We start from the raw sequence: 20,108 nt of genomic DNA on the forward strand, positions 1-20,108 counted from the left end.
ATTCATCAGGGCTCGACGCGCACCAGGGTCAGGGCTTGATCGGCGCGGCCGCGGTGATGGCCTGGGCCAGCGTGACGAACGACTCACGCTGACCGGCGCCGGTGATGAGCACCCTGGCCTGGCCGAGGTCGCTGATCCAGGCCGATTCCGAGCCCGGCTCGGCGTAGACGATCCATTTCTGGTCGCCGATCTGCTCGGTACCGGTGGCGTAGCGGGAGCCGAGCACGAATCGGGACAGGGCTTCCTCGGTCGCGCTGCTCTGGCTGAAGCGCATGTACGCGCCATGGTTAGTGATATAGCCGACAGTGCTGATCGGGCCGCCGCCGGTGCCGCTGATGTTCTCGCGGCTGCCGGAGTTGGGGGTCCAGTCGGCGGGCACGGCCGGGTTCCGGATGGGGAACGGCAGGCTGCGCGCGTCGGAGGTGAGCGCGGCCTTGGCATCGAAGTGCGGGATCTGCCCCTGCGTCGGACCCTTTGCGGCGAAACTGCATTGGCTCGCCAGGCCGGCGAAGACCACGGCGATCAACACGAGGGGGATCAGCGACCAGAACAGATCCCGGTAGTCGTTCATGATGCGTGGCTTTTGCGGGGACACGCACTCAGTATCCACTCGCGCGTCCGGTGCTCCCGCACGCACCCCGATCGACCGAGCAGGGTGTACGCCCGTCTCAGTCCAGGTGAGACAATCGTCCAGACCGACGCGCGCGGTCATGCAGCTTGCGTAACCACCGAGGACCCCGCGCGCGGCGCATAGATTTTGTACCGACGCACAGGAGGCACCCCGCAATGACGGCATCTTCCCCGACACCGAGCCGCCGCGAGGCGCCGGACCGCAACCTCGCGCTCGAGCTGGTCCGCGTCACCGAGGCCGGTGCGATGGCCGCAGGCCGGTGGGTCGGACGCGGTGACAAGGAGGGGGGCGACGGCGCCGCGGTCGACGCGATGCGCCAGTTGGTCAACTCGGTGTCCATGCGCGGCGTGGTCGTCATCGGCGAGGGCGAGAAGGACGAGGCGCCCATGCTGTTCAACGGTGAGCTCGTCGGTGACGGCACCGGACCCGAGGTCGACTTCGCGGTCGACCCGGTCGACGGCACCACGCTGATGTCGAAGGGTTCGCCCGGTGCCATCGCCGTGCTCGCGGTCGCCCAGCGCGGCGCGATGTTCGACCCGTCCGCGGTGTTCTACATGAGCAAGATCGCGGTCGGCCCCGACGCCGCCGACGTGATCGATATCTCCGTCCCGATCAGCGAGAACATCCGGCGGGTCGCCAAGGCCAAGGGCCTGTCGAAGTCGGACCTGACCGTCTGCATCCTGGACCGCCCCCGGCATGCCGAGCTGATCCAGCAGGTCCGGGACGCGGGCGCGCGCATCCGGCTGATCTCCGACGGCGACGTCGCGGGCGCCATCGCCGCGGCCAGGCCCGACTCGGGCACCGACATCCTGGTCGGCGTCGGCGGCACGCCCGAGGGCATCATCGCCGCCGCCGCGATGCGCTGTATGGGTGGCGAGTTGCAGGGCATGCTGGCCCCCACCGACGACGACGAGCGGCAGAAGGCAATCGACGCGGGCCACGATCTGGATCGGGTGCTCACCACCGAGGATCTGGTGGCGGGTGACAACGTCTTCTTCTGCGCCACCGGCGTCACCGACGGCGACCTGCTGCGCGGCGTGCGCTACTACGGTGGCGGCGCGTCCACCCAGTCGATCGTGATGCGCTCCAAGTCCGGCACGGTCCGGATGATCGACGCCTACCACCGCCTGACGAAGCTGCGCGAGTACTCCTCGGTCGACTTCATCGGTGATGAGCATGCGGTGCCCCCGCTGCCCTGATCCGGCACATCGAGACCCCGAGACGCGCAGGTATCCCCTGCGCGTCTCTGCTTTTCGGCCCATCGAGGCGAGCCGAACGCGACCTGCCGACCAGCACACAGATATTCCGCGCGCGACGCAACCACGGGTGTGCGAATCACTACAGGCGTGGCAGCCCCACGGCGGTCGTCTCGGGCATATGGTCGGAAACATGGCAGACGAGACGCAATACCGCATCGAGCGCGACACGATGGGAGACGTGCGGGTCCCGGTGGACGCGCTGTGGCGGGCGCAGACCCAGCGGGCCGTGGAGAACTTCCCGATCAGCGGACGCGGCCTGGAGCGCGCGCAGATCCGCGCGCTCGGCCTGCTGAAGGCCGCCTGCGCCAAGGTGAATCGGGATCTGGGGCTGCTCGACCCCGCGAAGGCCGACGCCATCATCGCCGCCGCCGACGAGATCGCCGCGGGCAAGCACGACGACCAGTTCCCGATCGATGTTTTCCAGACCGGCTCGGGCACCAGCTCGAACATGAACGCCAACGAGGTGATCGCCTCGATCGCCAAGGCGAACGGCGTCACCGTGCACCCGAACGACGACGTGAACATGTCGCAGTCGTCCAACGACACCTTCCCCACCGCGGTGCACCTCGCCGCGACCGAGGCGATTATCACCGACCTGGTGCCCGCGCTCGAGCACCTGCGGCTGGCCCTGCTGGACAAGTCGACCGAGTGGCGGACCGTGGTCAAGTCCGGGCGCACCCACCTGATGGACGCGGTGCCGGTGACCCTCGGCCAGGAGTTCGGCGGCTACACCCGCCAGATCGCCGCGGGCATCGACCGGCTCATGGCCACCCTGCCGCGCCTCGGCGAACTGCCCATCGGCGGCACCGCGGTGGGCACCGGCCTCAATGCGCCAGACGGGTTCGGCGGGAAGGTCGTTGCGGAGCTGGTCCGGTCGACCGGTCTCGACGCGCTGCGCGAGGCCAGGGATCACTTCGAGGCGCAGGCGGCCAGGGACGGACTGGTCGAGGCGTCGGGTGCGGCGCGCACCGTCGCGGTGAGCCTCACCAAGATCGCCAACGACATTCGCTGGATGGGCTCGGGCCCGCTGACCGGGCTCGGCGAACTCCAGCTGCCCGATCTGCAGCCCGGCAGTTCGATCATGCCCGGCAAGGTCAATCCCGTGCTGCCCGAGGCGGTTACGCAGGTCGCGGCGCAGGTGATCGGCAATGACGCCGCCGTCGCGTTCGGCGGCGCGAACGGCGCCTTCGAACTGAATGTCTATATCCCGGTGATGGCGCGCAATCTGCTCGAGTCGATTCGCTTGCTCGCCAATGTTTCCCGGCTCTTCGCCGACAAGTGTGTGCGCGGGCTGGTCGCCAATGTGGACCACCTCCGCACATTGGCGGAATCCTCGCCCTCCATTGTCACCCCGCTGAATTCGGCGATCGGTTACGAGGAGGCGGCGGCGGTTGCCAAAGAAGCGTTGAAGCACAAGAAGACAATTCGCCAGACGGTTATCGATCGCGGTCTGCTCGATGAGAAGCTCACCGAGGAAGAACTCGACCGCCGATTGGATGTGCTGTCCATGGCGAAGGTCGAAGACAAGAAATAGTCAGTACATTCGACGCCTGTCGAGCGGCACGCCGGACACCCTCATTCCGGTCCGGCGTGACGCTCGAACAAGCGAGTGCGCGGGTAGGTCAGCCGTGGCAGACGTACCCGCGCGGGGCATCACAAAAAGATGCCGAGTGCTGCGAGGAACGCGCCCGCGCCGAGTGTGGCCAGAGCGGAAACAGCGGCGAGAAATGCAGTGATCATGGTTCTTTCCTTTCCTTCTTCCGCGTAATGCGGATGTACTCAGCTAATCGCTGGCAATGCCGCGTGTGTTTCATCACATGTACGCGGAAAGGAAAAGAAATCCGGCCGGCGCGGTAAATCCACGCGCCGACCGGGGATAATTCAGTCGCGCAGATGCGCGAGTTCGGCGCGAGCCGCTTCGCCCGCTTCACCGAGGTCGGTCCGGGTGAAGACGTTCCACCGCTTCAGCAGCGGCTTGAAGACCAACTCGTTCTCCTTCGCCGGGTCGTAGATCCCGGCTGCGGCGAGCACCTCGTCGCTGGTGCGGCCGTCGGCCAGCGTCACCGAGGGCACCTTGAAGTCGGCGACCTGGTCGGCGATGGCGCGCATCGCCTGATCGGGCGCCACGTTCAGGCCCGCTTCGACCAGCTCGGCGAACACGACCGCCTGCATCTCGTCATCGAGGGCGATGCGTTCGGCGATCGCGGTGACCATCGGGCTCTCGCCGAGCGCCGCGGTGTTGCGATGCCGGATGGCGGCGGCGACCTCTTCGAAGGCGCAGGCGGCCAGCACGTCGAGCAGGTGCATGCCGGGGCGGCGGAAGCCGTCGGTCATGTGCTTCATCCGCATCCGCTCCAGCTCGACCGGGTCGACCGCCCTGGTCACCATGAGGAAGTTGCGGATCATGATCTCGTGGCGGTTCTCCTCGGCGGTCCACCGGCCGACCCAGCGCCACCACGCGCCGGTGCGCAGGTACTTGCCCAGCTCGCGATGGTACGAGGGCAGGTTGTCCGCGATGAGCACGCTGACGGTCAACGCCAGCTTGGCGACCTCGCTGAGCTCGGACTGCTCCGGCGCCCAGTCGGTCCCGTGGAGGAACGCGAAGTTGCGGCCGTCGTCCCACGGCACGAAGTCGTGCGGCTGCCATCCGTCGGCGGCGTCGATGTGGCGACGCAGAATGGATTCCACGTCCAGCGCGAGGGATTCGAGCAACTCGCGATCGGTCAAGAGAGTTTGCACCTAGCCAACCTAGCGGGTGAGCCCGAAATGCGGGCATTCATTGGATGAGACTGGACGGGCGCCCGGACCGGCTGAGCCGTCCCGGGCGCCGAACCGGCTACCTACTTCGGCGTGACGGTCGTCTTGCCGTCGACCCAGGTGATGGTGCCACCGGAGAAGTCGCTCTCCTTGCCGCCCGCGATGTCCTTCTCGTCGCTGGTGGGGTAGCCGAGCTTGCCCTTGGCGCCGCCGTTGTCTTCCCACGCCTTGCGGATCTCGCCCCACACGATGTGCGGCTGGCCGTCCTTGGCCTTGTAGATCGTGCCGCCGACGAAGTCCTGGTACTTGCCGTCGTCGGGTCCGTCTTCCTGCGCCTCCAGCGGAGCGCCGAGCGGGCCGGTCGGGCCGCCGGTCTGCACGTACTTGTCGAAAATGTGCCCGGAGACGGCGATGTCGCCACGCTGCGTCGCGATCTTGGTCTCCTCCGCGGCACCGGAGGTGTGCTCCTCGGTGGTGCCCATCGGGACCGTGGTGGTCATCAGCGCCGAGGCCGCCGACGCTCCCGCCGAGGCCGCGCTGTCGTTCTTGTCGTCGTCGTCATTGCTGCTGCAGCCGGCGATGATCAGGCCGGTGGCGGCGAGCAGGGCAGTGTATCCAGCCGTTCGTCGAGCGAAGTGGTGCATTTCCATCCTCTCGAAAGTGGCTACCGAAAACGTCGCCGACTCGGTGACGCCGCTGGCAGCCTAGGCCGATGTTCAGCAATGACCCGGCGAATCCTCCAGGGACACGCCGGGTCATACCGAACAGCTATCGCCGAGATATTACCCGGCAACTGTGAGCGGAAACACACCAGCCAACTCAGGCGTTGGGGCCGTACTCCTCCAGCATCTCGGTCACGAGCGCCGCGATCGGCGAGCGCTCACTGCGGGTCAACGTGATGTGGGCGAACAACGGGTGACCCTTGAGCTTTTCGATCACCGCGGCCACGCCGTCGTGCCTGCCGACCCGCAGGTTGTCGCGCTGGGCCACGTCGTGGGTGAGCACCACCCGAGAACCGGTGCCGAGCCTGCTGAGCACCGTGAGCAGCACATTGCGTTCCAGCGACTGTGCCTCGTCCACGATCACGAACGAGTCGTGCAGCGACCGGCCGCGAATGTGGGTGAGCGGCAACACCTCCAGCATGTCGCGGGCGAGCACCTCCTCCATCACCTCACGGCTGGCCAGCCCGTCGAGGGTGTCGAAGACCGCCTGGGCCCACGGACCCATCTTCTCGCTCTCGCTGCCCGGCAGGTAACCGAGTTCCTGACCGCCGACCGCGTAGAGCGGGCGGAAGACAACCACCTTTCGCTGAGTTCGCCGCTCCAGCACCGCCTCCAGGCCCGCGGTCAGCGCGAGCGCGGATTTGCCGGTGCCTGCCCGGCCGCCGAGCGAGACGATGCCGATGCTCTCGTCCAGCAGCAGATCGAGCGCGATGCGCTGCTCGGCGGAGCGGCCGTGCAGGCCGAACGCCTCGCGTTCGCGCACCAGCTGGACCCGCTTGTCCGGGGTGACCCGGCCGAGCGCGCTGGAACTGCTACCCAACAACCGGATTCCGGTGTGGCAGGGCAGTTCCCGGGCGTCGTCCAGGTCGAGCACGGACTCCGAGTAGAGCTGGTCGATCTGTCCCGAGCTGACGTCGAGCTCCACCATGCCGGACCAGCCGGAGGTGACGACGTCCTGTGCGTGGTATTCGTCGGCTTGCAAGCCCACCGCACTCGCCTTGACCCGTAGCGGAATGTCCTTGGACACCAGCACCACCTGACGGCCCTCGGCCGCCAGATTGAGTGCACAGGCCAGGATTCGGGAATCATTGGTGTCGGTGCGGAATCCGACCGGAAGGACCGCGGGATCGGTGTGGTTCAGTTCCACCTGCAGCGTTCCACCCTCGGTGCCGATCGGCACCTGCTGATCCAGCCTGCCGTGCAGCAGGCGCAGATCGTCCAGGTTGCGCAGGGCTTCCCGCGCGAACCAGCCCAATTCGTGGTGATGCCGTTTGCCTTCGAGTTCGCTGATGACCACCAGCGGTAGCACGACGTCGTGTTCGCCGAACCGGGTGAACGCCCAGGGATCGGACAAAAGGACCGACGTGTCGATGACGAAGGTATTGGCGAGGGAATGCGAGGGGTGTGCCCCCTTCGCGGCGGTTCCGCCTTTCGCGGAACGGGATTGCGCCGAGGGAGCGGGAACGGAGCGTGAAGCAGTCACGGTGGGCTCCTCTGTGTCCGCGCGGCACCCGCACGAACGATCTCGCTGGACCGGTCCGTCCTGATGGGACCTGACGTTGCCGTCAGATGCCACGAGGGCCGGGTGCCGGCCCCCTCGTACTGAATAGCTCAGTCACGGTCAGGACCTCCCGTACGAGCCACACCGCCGCGGCCCGCACCATCGACGCTACCGCCGAACTACGCTTCCCCGCTCCCGCACAGGTAGGCGTGTCCGTGAATTTGTCGTTAACCTCACTCGCCGACGCGAACGGCCGGGCCGTCGCGGCCGATCGGCGGCGCCGGTTAGAGTCGCTGGCATGGCCGGTAACGAGGACCTGGAGAAGCTGTCGTCGAAGGAACTGCACGATCGCGCGGTGAAGCTGGCCGTGCGACACGGGGACGTGAAGTTCCTGTGGCGGTTGCTCACCTCGATCCCGGCCGCCGAGGCCGCCGCGGGCAACCTCGGCGAGAGCGAAGCCGACATCAAGTACGTGCTGCCGATGATCGACGACTACATCCACGCGGGCGACGGTGAGGTCGCCGAGGTGCTGCGGCCGTTCTATCTGGAGTACCTGAACGAGCACAGCTGAGTGACCGGTCCGGCGGGATCTACCCATCCTGACCTGCGTTTACGTGGCTCCGTCCGTAAGAACGTCGATGGCGCCGGACGGACAGGCGTGCTCGGCCTCGCGTGCCACCGCATGCCGAGCGGGCAGCGGGGCGGGATCGAGCAGCCGCACCTTTCCGTCATCGGTGTCCTGATCGAAAACCTCGGGTGCGAGCAGCGCGCACATGCCCGCGCCGATGCAACGGTGCCGGTCGACCGTGATCCTCATCGGTGCCCGCCCCCTACCAGGTGACCGGGAGCCGGTGCACGCCGTAGATGTCCATGTCGTGTCGCAACGGGACCTCGTCGGCCGGGACGGCCAGCCGCAACGTCGGGAAGCGACGCACCAAGGCGGGCAACGCGACTCGCATCTCGACGCGGGCGAGTTGCTGGCCGAGGCACTGGTGGATGCCGTGCCCGAAACCGACGTGCCCGACCGCGTTGCGCCGGATGTCGAAGGTGTCGGGATCGTCGAACCTGGCCGGATCGCGGTTGGCCGCCTGCGTCGACAGCGCGACCGTCTCCCCCGCCTTGATCAGCTGACCGTCCAGCTCGACATCCTCGACCGCCGTCCGCGACGTGGTGTGCACGATGCTCAGGAAGCGCATGAGCTCCTCGACGGTCCGATCGGCGAGTTCAGGCCGGGCGCGCAGCTCGGCGAGCTGATCGGGGTGCGACAGCAGGGCGAAGGTGCCGAGCGCCAGCATGTTCGTCGTGGTGTCCAGGCCCGCGCCGAGCAGGAGGGTGCCTATGCCGGCGAGCTCGTCGTCGGTCAAGTCGGTGTCGGTGAGGTCGCTCAGCAGATCGTCGGTGGGTTCGGCGCGTTTGGCCAGCACGAGTGTGCGCAGATACTTCTCCCCCTCGGCGAAGGCCGCTATCCGCTCGTCGACGGAGGAGGCCATGTCGTTGGCCACGGCGACGAACTCGCGGAAGGTGTCGCGCTCGACCGACGGAACACCGAGCAACTCGCAGATGACCAGCGCGGGGACCGGGAAGGCGAACGCTTCGATCAGATCGACCGGGCCGCCGTCGCGCGCCATGGCATCCAGATGGTCGGTGGTGATCTGCTCGACGCGCTCGGTGAGCGTAGCCATCCGGCGCACGGTGAACTTGCCGGACAACAGCTTTCGGTAGCGCGTGTGTTCCGGCGGGTCGACACCGAGCAGGTCACCCGGCATCGCAGGCGGCATCGGGCCGCCATCGGCCAGCGGGTTGTGCCCGAGTTCGTAGCGCACGCTGAACCGGGGGTCGGCGAAGACCGCGCGGACGGTCGCGTGCCCGGTAGCGAGCCAGCCGTGATGGCCGTCGGGGAAAGTCATGCGCACCAGCGGGCGCAGCGCGGCCAGTTCCGCGGGCGGGTCGAAGGGGCAACCGGCCGGGCGCGTGGTGGGGAGTTCGACGGATTCGGAGAGTGGTTGATGGACCATGATTCCTACTTCGTTCGAGTTTCGGCGATGCCCGAACGCTACGTTGCGTTCAATTATTCTCCAACGATAAAAGTCGGCTATCAGGCCATTTCAGCAGGTAGATTCCACAATCGAATTGCAATGAATATGCCACTGAATGCACGTGGCTGACCTAGGTATTGCAATGGCCTGCCACTGAGCGCAATACTCGCCGGAACGGGTTCGGCCCGACGAACCACTCGATCGCGAGGGAGGCGACTCATGCCGGGCGGCAGGTTGACCCAGGACGAGCGCAGGCAGATCGGCGAGGGTCTCGCGGAGGGGCTCGGGTACGCCGAGATCGCCAGGCAGCTGAACCGGCCGACCTCCACCGTCAGCCGGGAAGTCACCCGCAACGGCGGACCCAATCGCTACCACCCGGCGCGGGCGCACCGAGCCACCGAGTTACGCGCGCGTCGACACCGATCGCGCGGCGCGACCGCCGAAAGTGCCCCGGCGGCAGGCGATGTGGTGCTCGACGAATTCGTGGCGCAGTTCGTCGCGCAGATCACCAGGACCGGAGTTCCGCGCACCGCGGCGGCCGCGCTGGCCTGCCTCTACACCACCGACAGCGGCAGCCTCACCGCCGCCGAACTGGCGCAACGGCTCCGGGTCAGCCCGGCCACCATCTCCTCGGCCATCACCATGCTCGAAACCCAGGCGCTCGTACGACGAGAACGCGATGCTCGCAGCCGCCGGGATCGCTACGTCATCGACGACAACATCTGGGTCCACGCGACCATGGTCAGCGCGCAACAGGTGTGCGAGCTGGCCGCGGTGACCCGGCGCGGCGCCGAGTTGCTCGGCAGCGACACCCCGGCGGGCCTACGCGCGTACAACACCAGCCGATTCCTCGACTTCGTCGGCCACGACATGATCGGCTCCGCCGAGCGCTGGCGAGAACTGCTGCAGCAGCAGCGAACTCAGGACTGAGTCGGCCGCTTCAGTCGCGGGAGAACGCGGCGCGCCACAGCCCGACGGCGGTGCCGCGCAGGAAGTTCTCCCAGCTGAAGTGGTCGTGCCACAGGATGATTCGACCCTCGCGCAGCTCGAAGGTGCCGGTCACCCAGAACCCGATCTTCAGCGGGCCGAACTGCAGGAAGTCGGTGCGGTCGGTGAGCACGATGTTGCCGTCGGCGGCGATGTGGTGCACGTCGACCTCGAAACCGAACGGGTCCCGATTCAGGTTCCGCAGTATCTTGCGCGCCAGTCCGCCGCCGACATCAGGCAGCGAGGTGTTCTTCCATACGACGTCCGGGTGCAGCAACTCCAACGCCTCGTCGACGGCGCCGAGTTCGAGCGCGGAGAGGAACTCCCGCACCGTGGTGATCGCGTCCTGCTGAAGTTCGAGGTCCTGGGTCATGATCCGACGATAGGCCGTGGCCGGGGGCGGTGGGGAGTCCCTGCGGGGCCCATTCAGCCACCGGCTCGGCGGGCTATCAGGACGCCCAAACCGTCCAGCACTCGTTCGATGCCGAAGTGCAGGGCGTTGTTCGAACCGCCCGAGTCCGGCGGTGCGCTCGTTGCCGCCGCCTCCGCCGCGAAAGCGGCCGTGACGGCCGGGTAGCGATCGCCGGCCACGCTCACCATCTCGGCGAACTGCGCGCTCGGGTCCTCGCCGAGCGGCTGGGTCTGCTGGACCAGACTGCGGACGTGGCCGTTGACCAGCACGATGGTGTCGAGCTGCTCCGGACCCGTGAGTCCGGTGTCCGCGAGCGCGACGAGGGCGCTCTCCAGCCAGCCCATTTCGTTGGGGCCGAACGGACGCGCGCCGACGGTCAGCTCGATCACCCAGGGATGCGCGCTGTAGCGCTGATAGATCGCCTCGCCCCACCGGCGCAGCCCGGCGCGCCAGCGCTCGGCGGACGGAACATCCTGCAGCGCGGCGTTATCCGGTGGTGTGCCCATCGCGGCATCGAGCATCAGCGCGGTCAGCTGCTCTTTGCTCGGCACGTATCGGTACAGCGACATCTTGGTGAAACCGAGCCGCTCGGCCAGCCGCTGCATCGACAGGTTCGCCAGGCCCTCGGCGTCCACGAGTGCGATCGCCTCGGCCACGATCCCCTCCAGCGAGAGGGCGGGCTTCGGGCCGCGCTTGGGCCGCTGCTGGGTGCCCCACAGCAGCTGCACGGTGGTCGGGGTCGGCATGACCGGATCCTTTCGAGGGCAGCTTGACTCGAAAACTGTGTCTACCATACGCTGATTTGCGTCCGGCGGAAACAGAATCCGATGGACACAGAACTTGTGGATGGAGCACCCATGCGTAACCAGACCGTTCTCATCTCCGGCGCCAGCGTCGCGGGCCCCGCCCTCGCCTACTGGCTGCACCGCTACGGCTTCGCCGTCACCGTGGTCGAGCGGGCCCGAAGCGTGCGGCCGGGCGGTCAGGCCATCGACTTCAAGGGCCGCACCCAGCTGACCGTGCTGGATCGCATGGGCATCCGCGAGGAGATCGAGCGGCACAGGACCGGCACCACCGACACCGTCTTCGTCGACGCGAACGGCGACCGGCTCGCCACCATGTCCGGCGACTTCACCGGCGGGGACCTCGAAATCCTGCGCGGCGACCTCGCCGAGATCATGTACCAGCACACCGCGCAACACTGCGAATATCTGTTCGGCGACTCGATCAGCGCGCTCACCGAGCTCGCCGACGGCGTGCACGTCGAGTTCGAGCACGGGCCCGCGCGCACCTACGACCTGGTCTTCGGCGCCGACGGCATCCACTCCCGGGTACGCCGACTGGCCTTCGGACCGGAGAAGGACTTCGTCGAATATCTCGGCCACTACTACTGCATCGCGGGTGCGGCCCCCGCAGTCCCGACCGCGACTGGACCGCGGGCACGCGCCACCGCCTACGGCCACAACGCGCCGGGCAAACTCGCCATCAGCGGCGGACCGAAAGCGCAACAGTTCTACATGTTCGCCTCCCCCGAACTCGACTACTCCCGCGACGACACCGCCGCTCAACGGCGCATCATCGAGCAGGTCTTCGCCGACATGCCCGGGGACGTACCGCAGATGCTCAGCGAGCTGGCCGACGTCGACGACATCTACCTCGACTCGCTCAGCCGGATGCGGATGGCGGGCGGTTACACCAAGGGGCGGGTCGCGCTGGTCGGTGACGCGGCGTACGGAAATACGTTGGCGGGCTTCGGCACCGGACTCGCTCTCATGGGCGCGTACGTCATCGCGGGCGAACTCGCCGTCGCCAACGGCGATCACGCGGTGGCCTTCGCCCGCTACAACGAGATCATGCGGGACTACGCCAAGATCGCCGACAACAACAACACGGGCAAGTTCCTCGCGCCGAAGACGGCGCTCGGCATCCGGCTGCGCAACTGGTTCCTCGGATCGCACCTGTTCACCCTCATGGCGAAGTACGCCGACAAGGCCGCCAACGACATCGACCTGCAGGACTACCCGGCCATGGTGCGGCAACGCGAGATCAACTGAAAGCGTTGGCCGCAGGGAGTTTTCGATCTTCCCCACGCATACGAGGGCGACCGGTATGCCGGGTCGATGCGCCGATCCGGTCGCACCGGAGAATCCGCTGTGTTTCGATGGAACCGAAGCGGGGCGGGGCGCGTCTATAGGGTCAGAGGCACTCATGAAAGGGGACGGTGATGGCGGTGGACAGCCCGTTTCCCGGGTACATCGAGGAGGCGAAGGCGGGGGCGTTGACGGTACGGATGGATCCGCAGGGGTTCGTCGATATCGACAAGGCGTGTCAGGAGTTGATCGATTCGCTGGTGGCGGTACAAACCGACGCGCGCGAACTCGGCGAACGGTCGTATTGGGGCCTGGGCGAAGGCAATGCGCGATTGTCCTCAGCCGTCGAACTGGTCACCCTGTTCCGGGAGAAGGCCGCAGGCGGGCCCAACAATGCGTTCGACACCATCGCCGACTACATCGCCGTCGCACAAGAGATCCAGGCCATGTTCACCGCCATTCGCGACACCTACGTCCGCACCGACGCCGGGTTCGCCGCCAAGCTGCGGGAGATCAGCGTATGAATCCGGGTTCCCGCCGAATCGTCACTCGCAGTGGCGGTTTCGCGGTTGCGGCGGGACTGTTGCTGCTGACCGGGTGCGTCGGCGAAAAGGCCGCGGGCACACCGACTTCGGCCACGTCGACATCGTCGGCCGTACCGAAAACATCCACCGAGTCGAATCCACACGCCGCCTTCGACCCGTGCGCGGCGCTGACACCGCAGTTCCTCGCCCAGCGCCAGTGGAATGCGAAGCCGCCGGAACCCAAGCAGGACAGTGCGGGCGCGGTCACCTGGAAGGGCTGCCGCTATGTCGCCAAGGCCGGCTACGGGTTCGTCATCGAGACGACCAACAACACACTCGGCCAGGTGCGCGACAAATTCCCTGCCGCCGTGGAGGTCCCCGCCGGCCCTCGCAAAGCGGTGCGCTACGAAGCGCGACCCGATGTCCCCGGCGGGTGCTCGATCAACATCGAGATGCATTCCGGCTCGCTGTACATCCTGACCAACGTGCCGCAGACACCGGCGAACAGGAACCTCGCCGCCTGCGATATCGCCACCGAAATCGCCCAAGCAGTCGCACCACTGCTGCCCGCGGGCAGCTGAACAACCCCACGGGGGAGCGATCATGAGACAGACCGACGGCCGCGCGATCACCAATCCCGAGAACGCGCAAAGCTTTACGCACGCCGAGATCAAGCAGGCGGCCGACGAGATGAATCCGGCCGGGCTCGGCAGCGCGTTCGACGCCTGGTCGAAGATCGCGGCGGCGGTGACGAACGCCGGTCACCAATTCGAGACGGCCATCAAGCAGGCGGTCGAACAGCATTGGGAGGGTGCGGCGGCCGACAGTGCGGTGCGTGGCATCCGGGACTACGCGACCAGGGTCGGTGAGTTCGGAGAAACTCTGAACGCACAGAGCACACCCTTGTCGCAGGCGGCGAGTGCGGCCGCGAAGTTCAAGATGTCGGTGCCCGACGTGGTGGACACCTCGACCAATCCGCGCGGAGCCGAGCTGCGTAACTCCAGCGAAGAACAAGCCCGCGACGAGATGACCACCCAGTACATCCAGCCGTACGGGACCACCGCCCCCGCCATTCCGACACTGCCGCCGCCGATCAACCCGATCTCCATGCCGACGCCCGGCGGTGACAGCAGTATCGACCCCGGTACCACCCCCGGCACGAGCACCAGTGCCGCCAACAACGGCACGGGCACCGGGGATTCCAGCAAGCAGGCCGCGACAGCCAAGGCCGACGACCCAACGGAAGCCGGTACACCCGAAGCCGAGCCCACGTCGGAAGAGACCACTCCGCAGGCGGTTTCGCAGGAGCCGGGCACCAACGGTGCGCCGACCACCCCGGCTTCGACAACGACAGCCGCGGCCACCACGAACTCTCCGGTCACTACCCCGGCCGGCACGGCCGGTCCGATCGCTACGGCGTTCCCCGCCACCACGCTCCCGTCCACCCCGACGACGGTGGCGTCCGCCGCTGCCAACGGAACACCGAGCAGGACAGGCACTTCCGCCAACCCCGGCACCTCCGCGAACCCCGGCACCTCTCCGAGCCCCAGCACGTCCGCGAGCCCGCGCAACGAAGCCCAGCCCGGCACCTCACGCCCCGCGCCGCCCGCCACCACCACCGGCGCCGCCGGACCACAACCCGCCGCCACCCCGGGCCGCCCGGGCACTCCGGGCGTGGCGGGCTATCCCGGCATGTTCCCGCCCGGCGCTCGCGCGCGCGGCGAGGACGACGGCGAACACAAATCCCCCGGCTACCTGCGCACCGCCGAACACGCCAAAGAACTACTGGGCGAAAGGGAGAAGACCGTGCCGCCGGTGATCGGCGAGAAATGACGGCGCAGTGGTCGCTGTCCGCCGAGCAGTTCGCGGCGGCCTGGTTCGGTACCGGCCTCGACCGCTTACCTTTTCCATTCCGCTTCACCAGCCGCTTCCCCGGCCTGCGCGAGTACCAGAGCTACCAGCAAGAATTCCGGGACGAGCTGGCCCGCCCGGAACGCCTCCCGCTCTCGCGTGCCATCACCGTGCTCGCCCGACCTGATTGGCGCATAGAACTCTTCGGCCACGACAACACCCGCGACGGCGTGGAGCTGCGCGCGTTCGGCTGTGCCACCCGCGGCGGAGCGGGCGTGATCGCGCAGCAGACACCCGCCCCTACCGGCGGCCGGGTGCAATTGCGCCGCTGCCGAATCGAGCAACTCGCGGCCGAGCTGGTCCGCCTGCTACCGAACACCGGCGCGGGCACCACCGGCGAAAAGTCTTTTCTGCTCGACGATCTCACCGATGAACGCCCCGACCTCTTCGGCAACGCCGAGGCGAGCGAGGTGAAGGAACGCTACCGCCGCTTCTGGCGCCAGCCCTGCGGCACCCGAGGCACCGCGACGGTCCTGCTCGGCCCGCGCAACGCCGAACCGCTGCGCACCGGCCGCCTCCGCTGGATCGATGCCGCCGACGGCCGCTACTACGAGGTCCCCGCCAACCGCGCCTTGATGATCCGCCCCGGCACCAGCGCCGACATCATCCGCTATCTGGACGAGGCGATCGTCCGCGCCAGGGCCAGAATGGATTCCGCGTAGCGGCGCGCCCGACAACGGATTCGCGAGGACGCAGGCTCAGCCGAGCAGGCGCCAGTCTTCCAGCCCGTCGTACAGCGGAACGCTCTGCGCCAGCTTGGTCACCCGGCCGCGCAGGGTCTCGACATCGGAGGTACCGGCGAGCGCGGTGCCGATGATGTCGGCGACCTCGGTGAACTCGGTGTCGCCGAAGCCGCGGGTGGCCAGCGCGGCGGTGCCGATGCGCAGACCGGAGGTGACCATCGGCGGGCGCGGGTCGAACGGAACGGCGTTGCGGTTCACCGTGATTCCGATTTCGTGCAGCAGATCCTCGCCCTGCTGGCCGTCGAGCTCGGAGTTGCGCAGGTCGACGAGCACCAGGTGCACGTCGGTGCCGCCGGTGAGGACGCTGACACCCTTGCCCTTGACGTCGTCGGCGGTGAGCCGCTCCGCCAGGATCTTGGCGCCGGACAGGGTGCGCTCCTGGCGCTCCTTGAACTCACCACCCGCGGCGATCTTGAAGGCGACGGCCTTGGCGGCGATGGCGTGCATGAGCGGGCCGCCCTGCTGGCCGGGGAAGACGGCGCTGTTCAGCTTCTTGGCGAACTCCTGCTTGGCCAGGATGAGGCCGGAGCGCGGGCCGCCGAGGGTCTTGTGCACGGTGGAGGACACCACGTCGGCGTGCGGCACCGGCGAGGGGTGCAGGCCGGCCGCGACCAGGCCGGCGAAGTGCGCCATGTCCACCCACAGGTAGGCGCCGACCTCGTCGGCGATCGAGCGGAACGCGGCGAAGTCCTGCTGGCGCGGGTAGGCGGACCAGCCTGCCACGATCACCTTGGGCCGGGCGTCGAGCGCGGTCTTGCGCACCTCGTCCATGTCGATGCGGTGGTCTTCTTTGCTGACGCCGTAGAAGTGCGTCTCGTACAGCTTGCCGGAGAAGTTCAGCCGCATGCCGTGGGTCAGGTGCCCGCCGTGCGCGAGGTCGAGGCCGAGCAGCCGGTCGCCGGGGTTCATCAGCGCCATCAGCACCGCGGCGTTCGCCTGCGCGCCGGAATGCGGCTGCACATTGGCGAATTCGGCGCCGAAGAGTTCCTTGGCACGGTCGCGGGCGAGGGTCTCGACGACGTCGACGTGCTCGCAGCCGCCGTAGTAGCGCCGGCCGGGGTAACCCTCGGCGTACTTGTTGGTGAGCACGCTGCCCTGCGCCTGCAGCACCGCGCGCGGCACGAAATTCTCCGAGGCGATCATCTCGAGCGTGTCTCGTTCGCGGGCGAGCTCACCCGCCATCGCGGCGGCGAGCTCCGGATCGAGCTCACCGAGAGACTGAGTATTGACCGAGGCCGTCGTCTGCGTCACGGCCTCAGTCTATTGGCCGCCGCTGTGCTGTTCGGCACGGGGTTCGCCCGGTGCCGCGACCCCGCCGTCGCCCTCGGCCGGGGCGGGGAGGTAGTGGTCGAGCAGAACCGAGAGGTGCTTTTGCGCGTCGGTCAGCGGCTGGGTCGACTTCACCGCGCGCGCCTGCACGATGGCGCCTTCCAGCGCGCTGATCACAAAACTGGCGAACGACTTCGCTTCCGCGGCGGGCATGCCCGCGGTGGCGAAGCCTGCCCCGAGCGTGTCACGCCAGTCGGTGAAGGCGGCTCCGGCCGCGGCTTGGATGTCGGGCTCGGATTCGGCGAGCGCCGCGCCGACGATCGGGCAGCCCGCGCGGTAGCCGCTGGTCTGCAAGGTGGTGACCCACCAGCCGATCAGCGCCGCCGGCCACCGATCGGGCGGCCGGGACGCGGTGATCTTCGCCATGACGGCAGTGAGGCGCGCACCGGCGATGCTGGTCGCGGTGGCGACCAGCTCGCTTTTTCCCGAGGGAAAGTGCTGGTAGAGCGAGTTGCGTGAAGCCTTGCTCCGGTCGAGCAGAGCGGTCAGACCCGCCGCGTGCACGCCCTGCACCCGCACCAGTTCGATGGCGCTCTCGATCAGCCGCGCGCGTGGGCCTGGCATGCCGGCTCCCTCCGGTTCCTGCTTGCGTGAACCGATCGGTTCATGCTCCAATCATGACAGATGTGGACCGATCGGTTCACCGAAAGGACGAATCAATGTCGGACACCACACTTGATCTGGCCCAACTGTCGGGCCTGGAGCTGCTCCGGACCGCCATGACCACGCCGGGGCGGCCACCGTTCATCGGCGACCTGCTCGGCATGGAGGTGGACCTGCTCGAGCAGGGCAAGGTGGTGTTCGCGCTGCGGACCAGGCCCGAGTTCGCCAACCCGCTCGGCACCACGCACGGCGGCATCTGCGCCACCCTGCTGGATTCGGTGATGGGCTGCGCGGTGCACTCGACGCTCGAGGCGGGCGTCGGCTACACCACGCTGGAACTGAAGATCAACTACATCCGCGCCGTGCCCACCGACGGCCAGCGGCTCATCGCCACCGGCACCACCATCCACGTCGGCCGCACCACCGCGACCGCGGAGGGCCGGGTCGTCGACGAGCAAGGCCGCCTGGTCGCGCACGCCACCACCACCTGCGTCATCTTCCGTGGAAACCGTTGAGACACCAGGAGTACCGCCATGCGTGAACGCAGCACCGCCGCCGCCGTCCGCAAGTTCCGGCGCGAACGCCTCATCGGCCGCTATCTGGCGAACCCCGCCGTCGGCCTGCTCGACCGTCTCGGCATCCGCTCCGCACTGCTCGCGGAGTTGGAGACCACCGGCGCGAAAACCGGTCGGCCACGCCGCGTTCCGGTCACCGTCTCGATAGACGAGCAGGGCGCCTGGCTCATCTCGCAGCACGGCCGCCGCTCCGGCTGGGCTCGCAATATTGTCGCTGACCCGAAAGTCCGCCTGCGCCAAGGCAAACGCTGGTACACCGGCACCGCCGCCTTCGTCCCCGACGACGACGTGGTCGCGCGCGCCCGCAGTTTCGCCAAGGGCCGCGTGCCCGAGTCCGCCGCGGAATGGACCATGAAGGCGCTGGAAAGCGACCCGATCTCGGTGCGCATCACCTTTGCCGACGCCTGAAGCCCGTTGCAACGCCGTGACGATGGCGCACTACCGACAACGCTTCTCCCGACACCGGTTTTCGGGGCGCGCGGAGCCGTAACAAGCGCTCGGATGTGACCGGTTAATCTCGTGAGGTTGTCCATCTCAACATCACGAGGATTGTTTCTATGCTCAGTCTGATCGCGGTTCCCACCAACCCGCTCGAAGGTCTGCTCCGTCAGCTCGCCTTCATCATGTGTTCCCTCTCCTCCGGCACCAACTGCGCGGTCATCCAGTAATACCGCCGCTGTACGCCGAGAACTCGCCCCCGTTGCCACTGCCCGGCAGCGGGGGCGAATCCGTTCCGGGGTCAGCCGCGACGTATAGCGCCTGGTGTCAGCGGTTCGTCGAGCAGGCGACGGAAACGATCGGCTCGCTCGTCGGCGTCGACGGCGCGGTCGAGCCAGTCGCCGAGCAGGCGGTAGCCCTCCACATAGGTGGAGATATAGGCGCGCCAGAGCGGCGAGGACAGGAAGCGCAACGACTGGCGGGCCCGGACCGGGGTGACCAGGCTCCAGGTCTGCAGGAACTCGGCGACCTCGTCCTCGCTGCGGTGTCGATCGTGCAGCAGCAGGGCCGCGTCCTGACGGACGCTGATCAGCTGGGCCGATGCGGTCGAGAGTCGCTCCGCCCGTTCTCCGTCGAAGCGCAGGCCGAGGTCGGCGTAGATCTCCTGGGCCCACTTGCCCCAGCCGGGACCGACGATGGAGTGCAGCGCCAGGTCGGCCAAGCCCTCGGCCATCAGGCATTGGGGCGTGTTCACCAGGAACAGTGTCTGCTCGGCCTGGCCTGCGGCGACGAGCCCGGCCTCCTTGCGGCAGTGCTCGGTGTGGTGCCCCGGATACGACTCGTGCGCGATCAGGGTCGGCAGGTGGGTCATGTGCTGCTTGAGGTCGGAGTTGATCGCGACGCGGGAGTGGAAGTTGCCGAGGTAGTAGTTGAAACCGGACCAGGGCTTGTCGCCGACCACCTCGTAGGTGACGTGCTCGTGGTCGGGCAGCGGATAACGGTCACGAACCAGCTCGCGCAGGGCACTGGAGAAGGCCTCGACGCAGGCGGCCAACCGCTCCGGCGGGATCTCGTCTGCTTTCCGGTGCGCGGCCATCCGTTCGGCCAGCGGGCCGTCGCCGACCAGCACCTCGTCCATCTGCCGGTGCGCGTCCCGGTAGGCGTCGACGTCGCCCGGCGCGATGTCGACGTCGAAGTAGGCGCGGACCTCGTCCACGAAACCGATGTCGTCTCCGGCGAACTTGCGGCCGGAGCATTCCAGCGCACGCAGGTGCACGTCGAGGAATTCGGTGCGCTCCGCGCTCAGCCCGGCGTCGGGCAGCTCCGCGCGTAGCTCGGCCGCCCGGCGAGCCAGCTGCCTCGGCTCCGGCGCGGGGGCGTTCTCCACTGCGCGGCGCAGTGCCGGATCGCCGGTGAACGCGTCTACGAAGCCGTCCTCGAGCCGGTCGAAGGCCAAGCCGAGCCGCAGGTACTCGGTCACCAGTGGATGCGCTGCCATCCGCCCGACATTAGTCGCTGTGCGGGTGCCCGCGCGCGGCATAATCGCGTACGGCTGCCCCGCGCTCGCCCGGGGGAAAGCCGTCGGCATCG

Annotated in this window: 22 protein-coding genes; 11 read left to right on the plus strand and 11 right to left on the minus strand. The window is 67.9% G+C overall.

Annotated features, from left to right (window positions below):
* Nucleotides 1-28 precede the first annotated feature (28 nt).
* Nucleotides 29-595, minus strand: coding sequence for a DUF4245 domain-containing protein (locus ACIHA7_RS03355; RefSeq protein ID WP_397285081.1), 567 nt, complete (start codon nucleotides 593-595; stop codon nucleotides 29-31).
* Nucleotides 596-786: 191 nt separating this feature from the next.
* On the opposite strand from ACIHA7_RS03355, the gene glpX reads away from it, so the two are divergent.
* The gene (glpX, locus tag ACIHA7_RS03360) at nucleotides 787-1,830 is read left to right on the plus strand and encodes a class II fructose-bisphosphatase (protein ID WP_135233212.1); all 1,044 of its coding nucleotides are present in this window, start codon (nucleotides 787-789) and stop codon (nucleotides 1,828-1,830) included.
* A gap of 190 nt (nucleotides 1,831-2,020) precedes the next feature.
* The gene (locus ACIHA7_RS03365) at nucleotides 2,021-3,424 is read left to right on the plus strand and encodes a class II fumarate hydratase (RefSeq protein WP_397285083.1); all 1,404 of its coding nucleotides are present in this window, start codon (nucleotides 2,021-2,023) and stop codon (nucleotides 3,422-3,424) included.
* 347 nt (nucleotides 3,425-3,771) lie between these two features.
* Here ACIHA7_RS03365 and ACIHA7_RS03370 read toward each other — a convergent pair whose 3' ends face one another.
* The 3 genes from ACIHA7_RS03370 to ACIHA7_RS03380 all read right to left on the minus strand — a co-directional run bounded on the left by ACIHA7_RS03370 (nucleotide 3,772) and on the right by ACIHA7_RS03380 (nucleotide 6,852).
* The gene (locus ACIHA7_RS03370; RefSeq protein WP_397285085.1) at nucleotides 3,772-4,629 is read right to left on the minus strand and encodes an acyl-ACP desaturase; all 858 of its coding nucleotides are present in this window, start codon (nucleotides 4,627-4,629) and stop codon (nucleotides 3,772-3,774) included.
* A 101-nt stretch (nucleotides 4,630-4,730) separates the two neighbouring features.
* The gene (locus tag ACIHA7_RS03375) at nucleotides 4,731-5,297 is read right to left on the minus strand and encodes an esterase (protein WP_240772394.1); all 567 of its coding nucleotides are present in this window, start codon (nucleotides 5,295-5,297) and stop codon (nucleotides 4,731-4,733) included.
* A gap of 169 nt (nucleotides 5,298-5,466) precedes the next feature.
* On the minus strand, nucleotides 5,467-6,852 hold the full coding sequence (locus ACIHA7_RS03380) for a PhoH family protein (protein ID WP_135233215.1): 1,386 nt from the start codon (nucleotides 6,850-6,852) through the stop codon (nucleotides 5,467-5,469).
* Nucleotides 6,853-7,168: 316 nt separating this feature from the next.
* On the opposite strand from ACIHA7_RS03380, the gene ACIHA7_RS03385 reads away from it, so the two are divergent.
* Complete coding sequence (locus ACIHA7_RS03385) at nucleotides 7,169-7,441, plus strand: hypothetical protein (protein ID WP_107659177.1); 273 nt, start codon at nucleotides 7,169-7,171, stop codon at nucleotides 7,439-7,441.
* A gap of 39 nt (nucleotides 7,442-7,480) precedes the next feature.
* On the opposite strand, the gene ACIHA7_RS03390 is transcribed toward ACIHA7_RS03385, so the two are convergent.
* Both ACIHA7_RS03390 and ACIHA7_RS03395 read right to left on the minus strand, forming a co-directional pair.
* On the minus strand, nucleotides 7,481-7,687 hold the full coding sequence (locus ACIHA7_RS03390) for a ferredoxin (RefSeq protein WP_397285088.1): 207 nt from the start codon (nucleotides 7,685-7,687) through the stop codon (nucleotides 7,481-7,483).
* A gap of 13 nt (nucleotides 7,688-7,700) precedes the next feature.
* Nucleotides 7,701-8,885: a cytochrome P450 gene (locus ACIHA7_RS03395; protein WP_397285090.1), complete on the minus strand. Its 1,185-nt coding sequence runs from the start codon at nucleotides 8,883-8,885 to the stop codon at nucleotides 7,701-7,703.
* A gap of 240 nt (nucleotides 8,886-9,125) precedes the next feature.
* On the opposite strand from ACIHA7_RS03395, the gene ACIHA7_RS03400 reads away from it, so the two are divergent.
* Nucleotides 9,126-9,836, plus strand: coding sequence for a helix-turn-helix domain-containing protein (locus tag ACIHA7_RS03400; protein ID WP_397285092.1), 711 nt, complete (start codon nucleotides 9,126-9,128; stop codon nucleotides 9,834-9,836).
* 10 nt (nucleotides 9,837-9,846) lie between these two features.
* Here the strand turns inward: ACIHA7_RS03400 and ACIHA7_RS03405 are convergent, their stop codons facing one another.
* On the minus strand, nucleotides 9,847-10,266 hold the full coding sequence (locus tag ACIHA7_RS03405; RefSeq protein WP_397285094.1) for a limonene-1,2-epoxide hydrolase family protein: 420 nt from the start codon (nucleotides 10,264-10,266) through the stop codon (nucleotides 9,847-9,849).
* A gap of 53 nt (nucleotides 10,267-10,319) precedes the next feature.
* Nucleotides 10,320-11,051, minus strand: coding sequence for a TetR/AcrR family transcriptional regulator (locus ACIHA7_RS03410; RefSeq protein WP_397285096.1), 732 nt, complete (start codon nucleotides 11,049-11,051; stop codon nucleotides 10,320-10,322).
* A 111-nt stretch (nucleotides 11,052-11,162) separates the two neighbouring features.
* Between ACIHA7_RS03410 and ACIHA7_RS03415 the strand changes: the two genes are divergently transcribed.
* From ACIHA7_RS03415 to ACIHA7_RS03435, 5 genes are all read left to right on the plus strand, one after another.
* Complete coding sequence (locus ACIHA7_RS03415) at nucleotides 11,163-12,359, plus strand: FAD-dependent monooxygenase (protein ID WP_397285099.1); 1,197 nt, start codon at nucleotides 11,163-11,165, stop codon at nucleotides 12,357-12,359.
* Nucleotides 12,360-12,529: 170 nt separating this feature from the next.
* Nucleotides 12,530-12,919: a hypothetical protein gene (locus ACIHA7_RS03420; protein ID WP_397285101.1), complete on the plus strand. Its 390-nt coding sequence runs from the start codon at nucleotides 12,530-12,532 to the stop codon at nucleotides 12,917-12,919.
* Nucleotides 12,916-13,500: a DUF3558 domain-containing protein gene (locus ACIHA7_RS03425; protein WP_397285103.1), complete on the plus strand. Its 585-nt coding sequence runs from the start codon at nucleotides 12,916-12,918 to the stop codon at nucleotides 13,498-13,500. Before ACIHA7_RS03420 ends, ACIHA7_RS03425 begins: the two co-directional genes overlap by 4 nt.
* 22 nt (nucleotides 13,501-13,522) lie before the next feature.
* Nucleotides 13,523-14,752: a hypothetical protein gene (locus ACIHA7_RS03430; RefSeq protein WP_397285105.1), complete on the plus strand. Its 1,230-nt coding sequence runs from the start codon at nucleotides 13,523-13,525 to the stop codon at nucleotides 14,750-14,752.
* Nucleotides 14,749-15,492: an ESX secretion-associated protein EspG gene (locus ACIHA7_RS03435; RefSeq protein WP_397285107.1), complete on the plus strand. Its 744-nt coding sequence runs from the start codon at nucleotides 14,749-14,751 to the stop codon at nucleotides 15,490-15,492. Before ACIHA7_RS03430 ends, ACIHA7_RS03435 begins: the two co-directional genes overlap by 4 nt.
* Before the next feature lie 36 nt (nucleotides 15,493-15,528).
* On the opposite strand, the gene glyA is transcribed toward ACIHA7_RS03435, so the two are convergent.
* Together glyA and ACIHA7_RS03445 are read right to left on the minus strand one after the other, a co-directional pair.
* Nucleotides 15,529-16,824, minus strand: coding sequence for a serine hydroxymethyltransferase (glyA, locus tag ACIHA7_RS03440; RefSeq protein WP_397285108.1), 1,296 nt, complete (start codon nucleotides 16,822-16,824; stop codon nucleotides 15,529-15,531).
* A gap of 9 nt (nucleotides 16,825-16,833) precedes the next feature.
* Nucleotides 16,834-17,466 (minus strand): TetR/AcrR family transcriptional regulator, encoded by a 633-nt coding sequence (locus ACIHA7_RS03445; protein WP_397285110.1) that lies wholly within the window; start codon nucleotides 17,464-17,466, stop codon nucleotides 16,834-16,836.
* 95 nt (nucleotides 17,467-17,561) lie between these two features.
* On the opposite strand from ACIHA7_RS03445, the gene ACIHA7_RS03450 reads away from it, so the two are divergent.
* On the plus strand, nucleotides 17,562-18,020 hold the full coding sequence (locus ACIHA7_RS03450) for a PaaI family thioesterase (protein WP_397285112.1): 459 nt from the start codon (nucleotides 17,562-17,564) through the stop codon (nucleotides 18,018-18,020).
* A gap of 18 nt (nucleotides 18,021-18,038) precedes the next feature.
* On the plus strand, nucleotides 18,039-18,488 hold the full coding sequence (locus ACIHA7_RS03455; RefSeq protein ID WP_397285114.1) for a nitroreductase/quinone reductase family protein: 450 nt from the start codon (nucleotides 18,039-18,041) through the stop codon (nucleotides 18,486-18,488).
* A gap of 331 nt (nucleotides 18,489-18,819) precedes the next feature.
* Here ACIHA7_RS03455 and ACIHA7_RS03460 read toward each other — a convergent pair whose 3' ends face one another.
* The gene (locus ACIHA7_RS03460) at nucleotides 18,820-20,016 is read right to left on the minus strand and encodes a DUF885 domain-containing protein (protein WP_397285116.1); all 1,197 of its coding nucleotides are present in this window, start codon (nucleotides 20,014-20,016) and stop codon (nucleotides 18,820-18,822) included.
* Nucleotides 20,017-20,108: the final 92 nt, after the last annotated feature.

The sequence above is a fragment of the Nocardia sp. NPDC052316 genome, assembly GCF_044547795.1.
In the GTDB taxonomy this organism is placed as follows: domain Bacteria; phylum Actinomycetota; class Actinomycetes; order Mycobacteriales; family Mycobacteriaceae; genus Nocardia.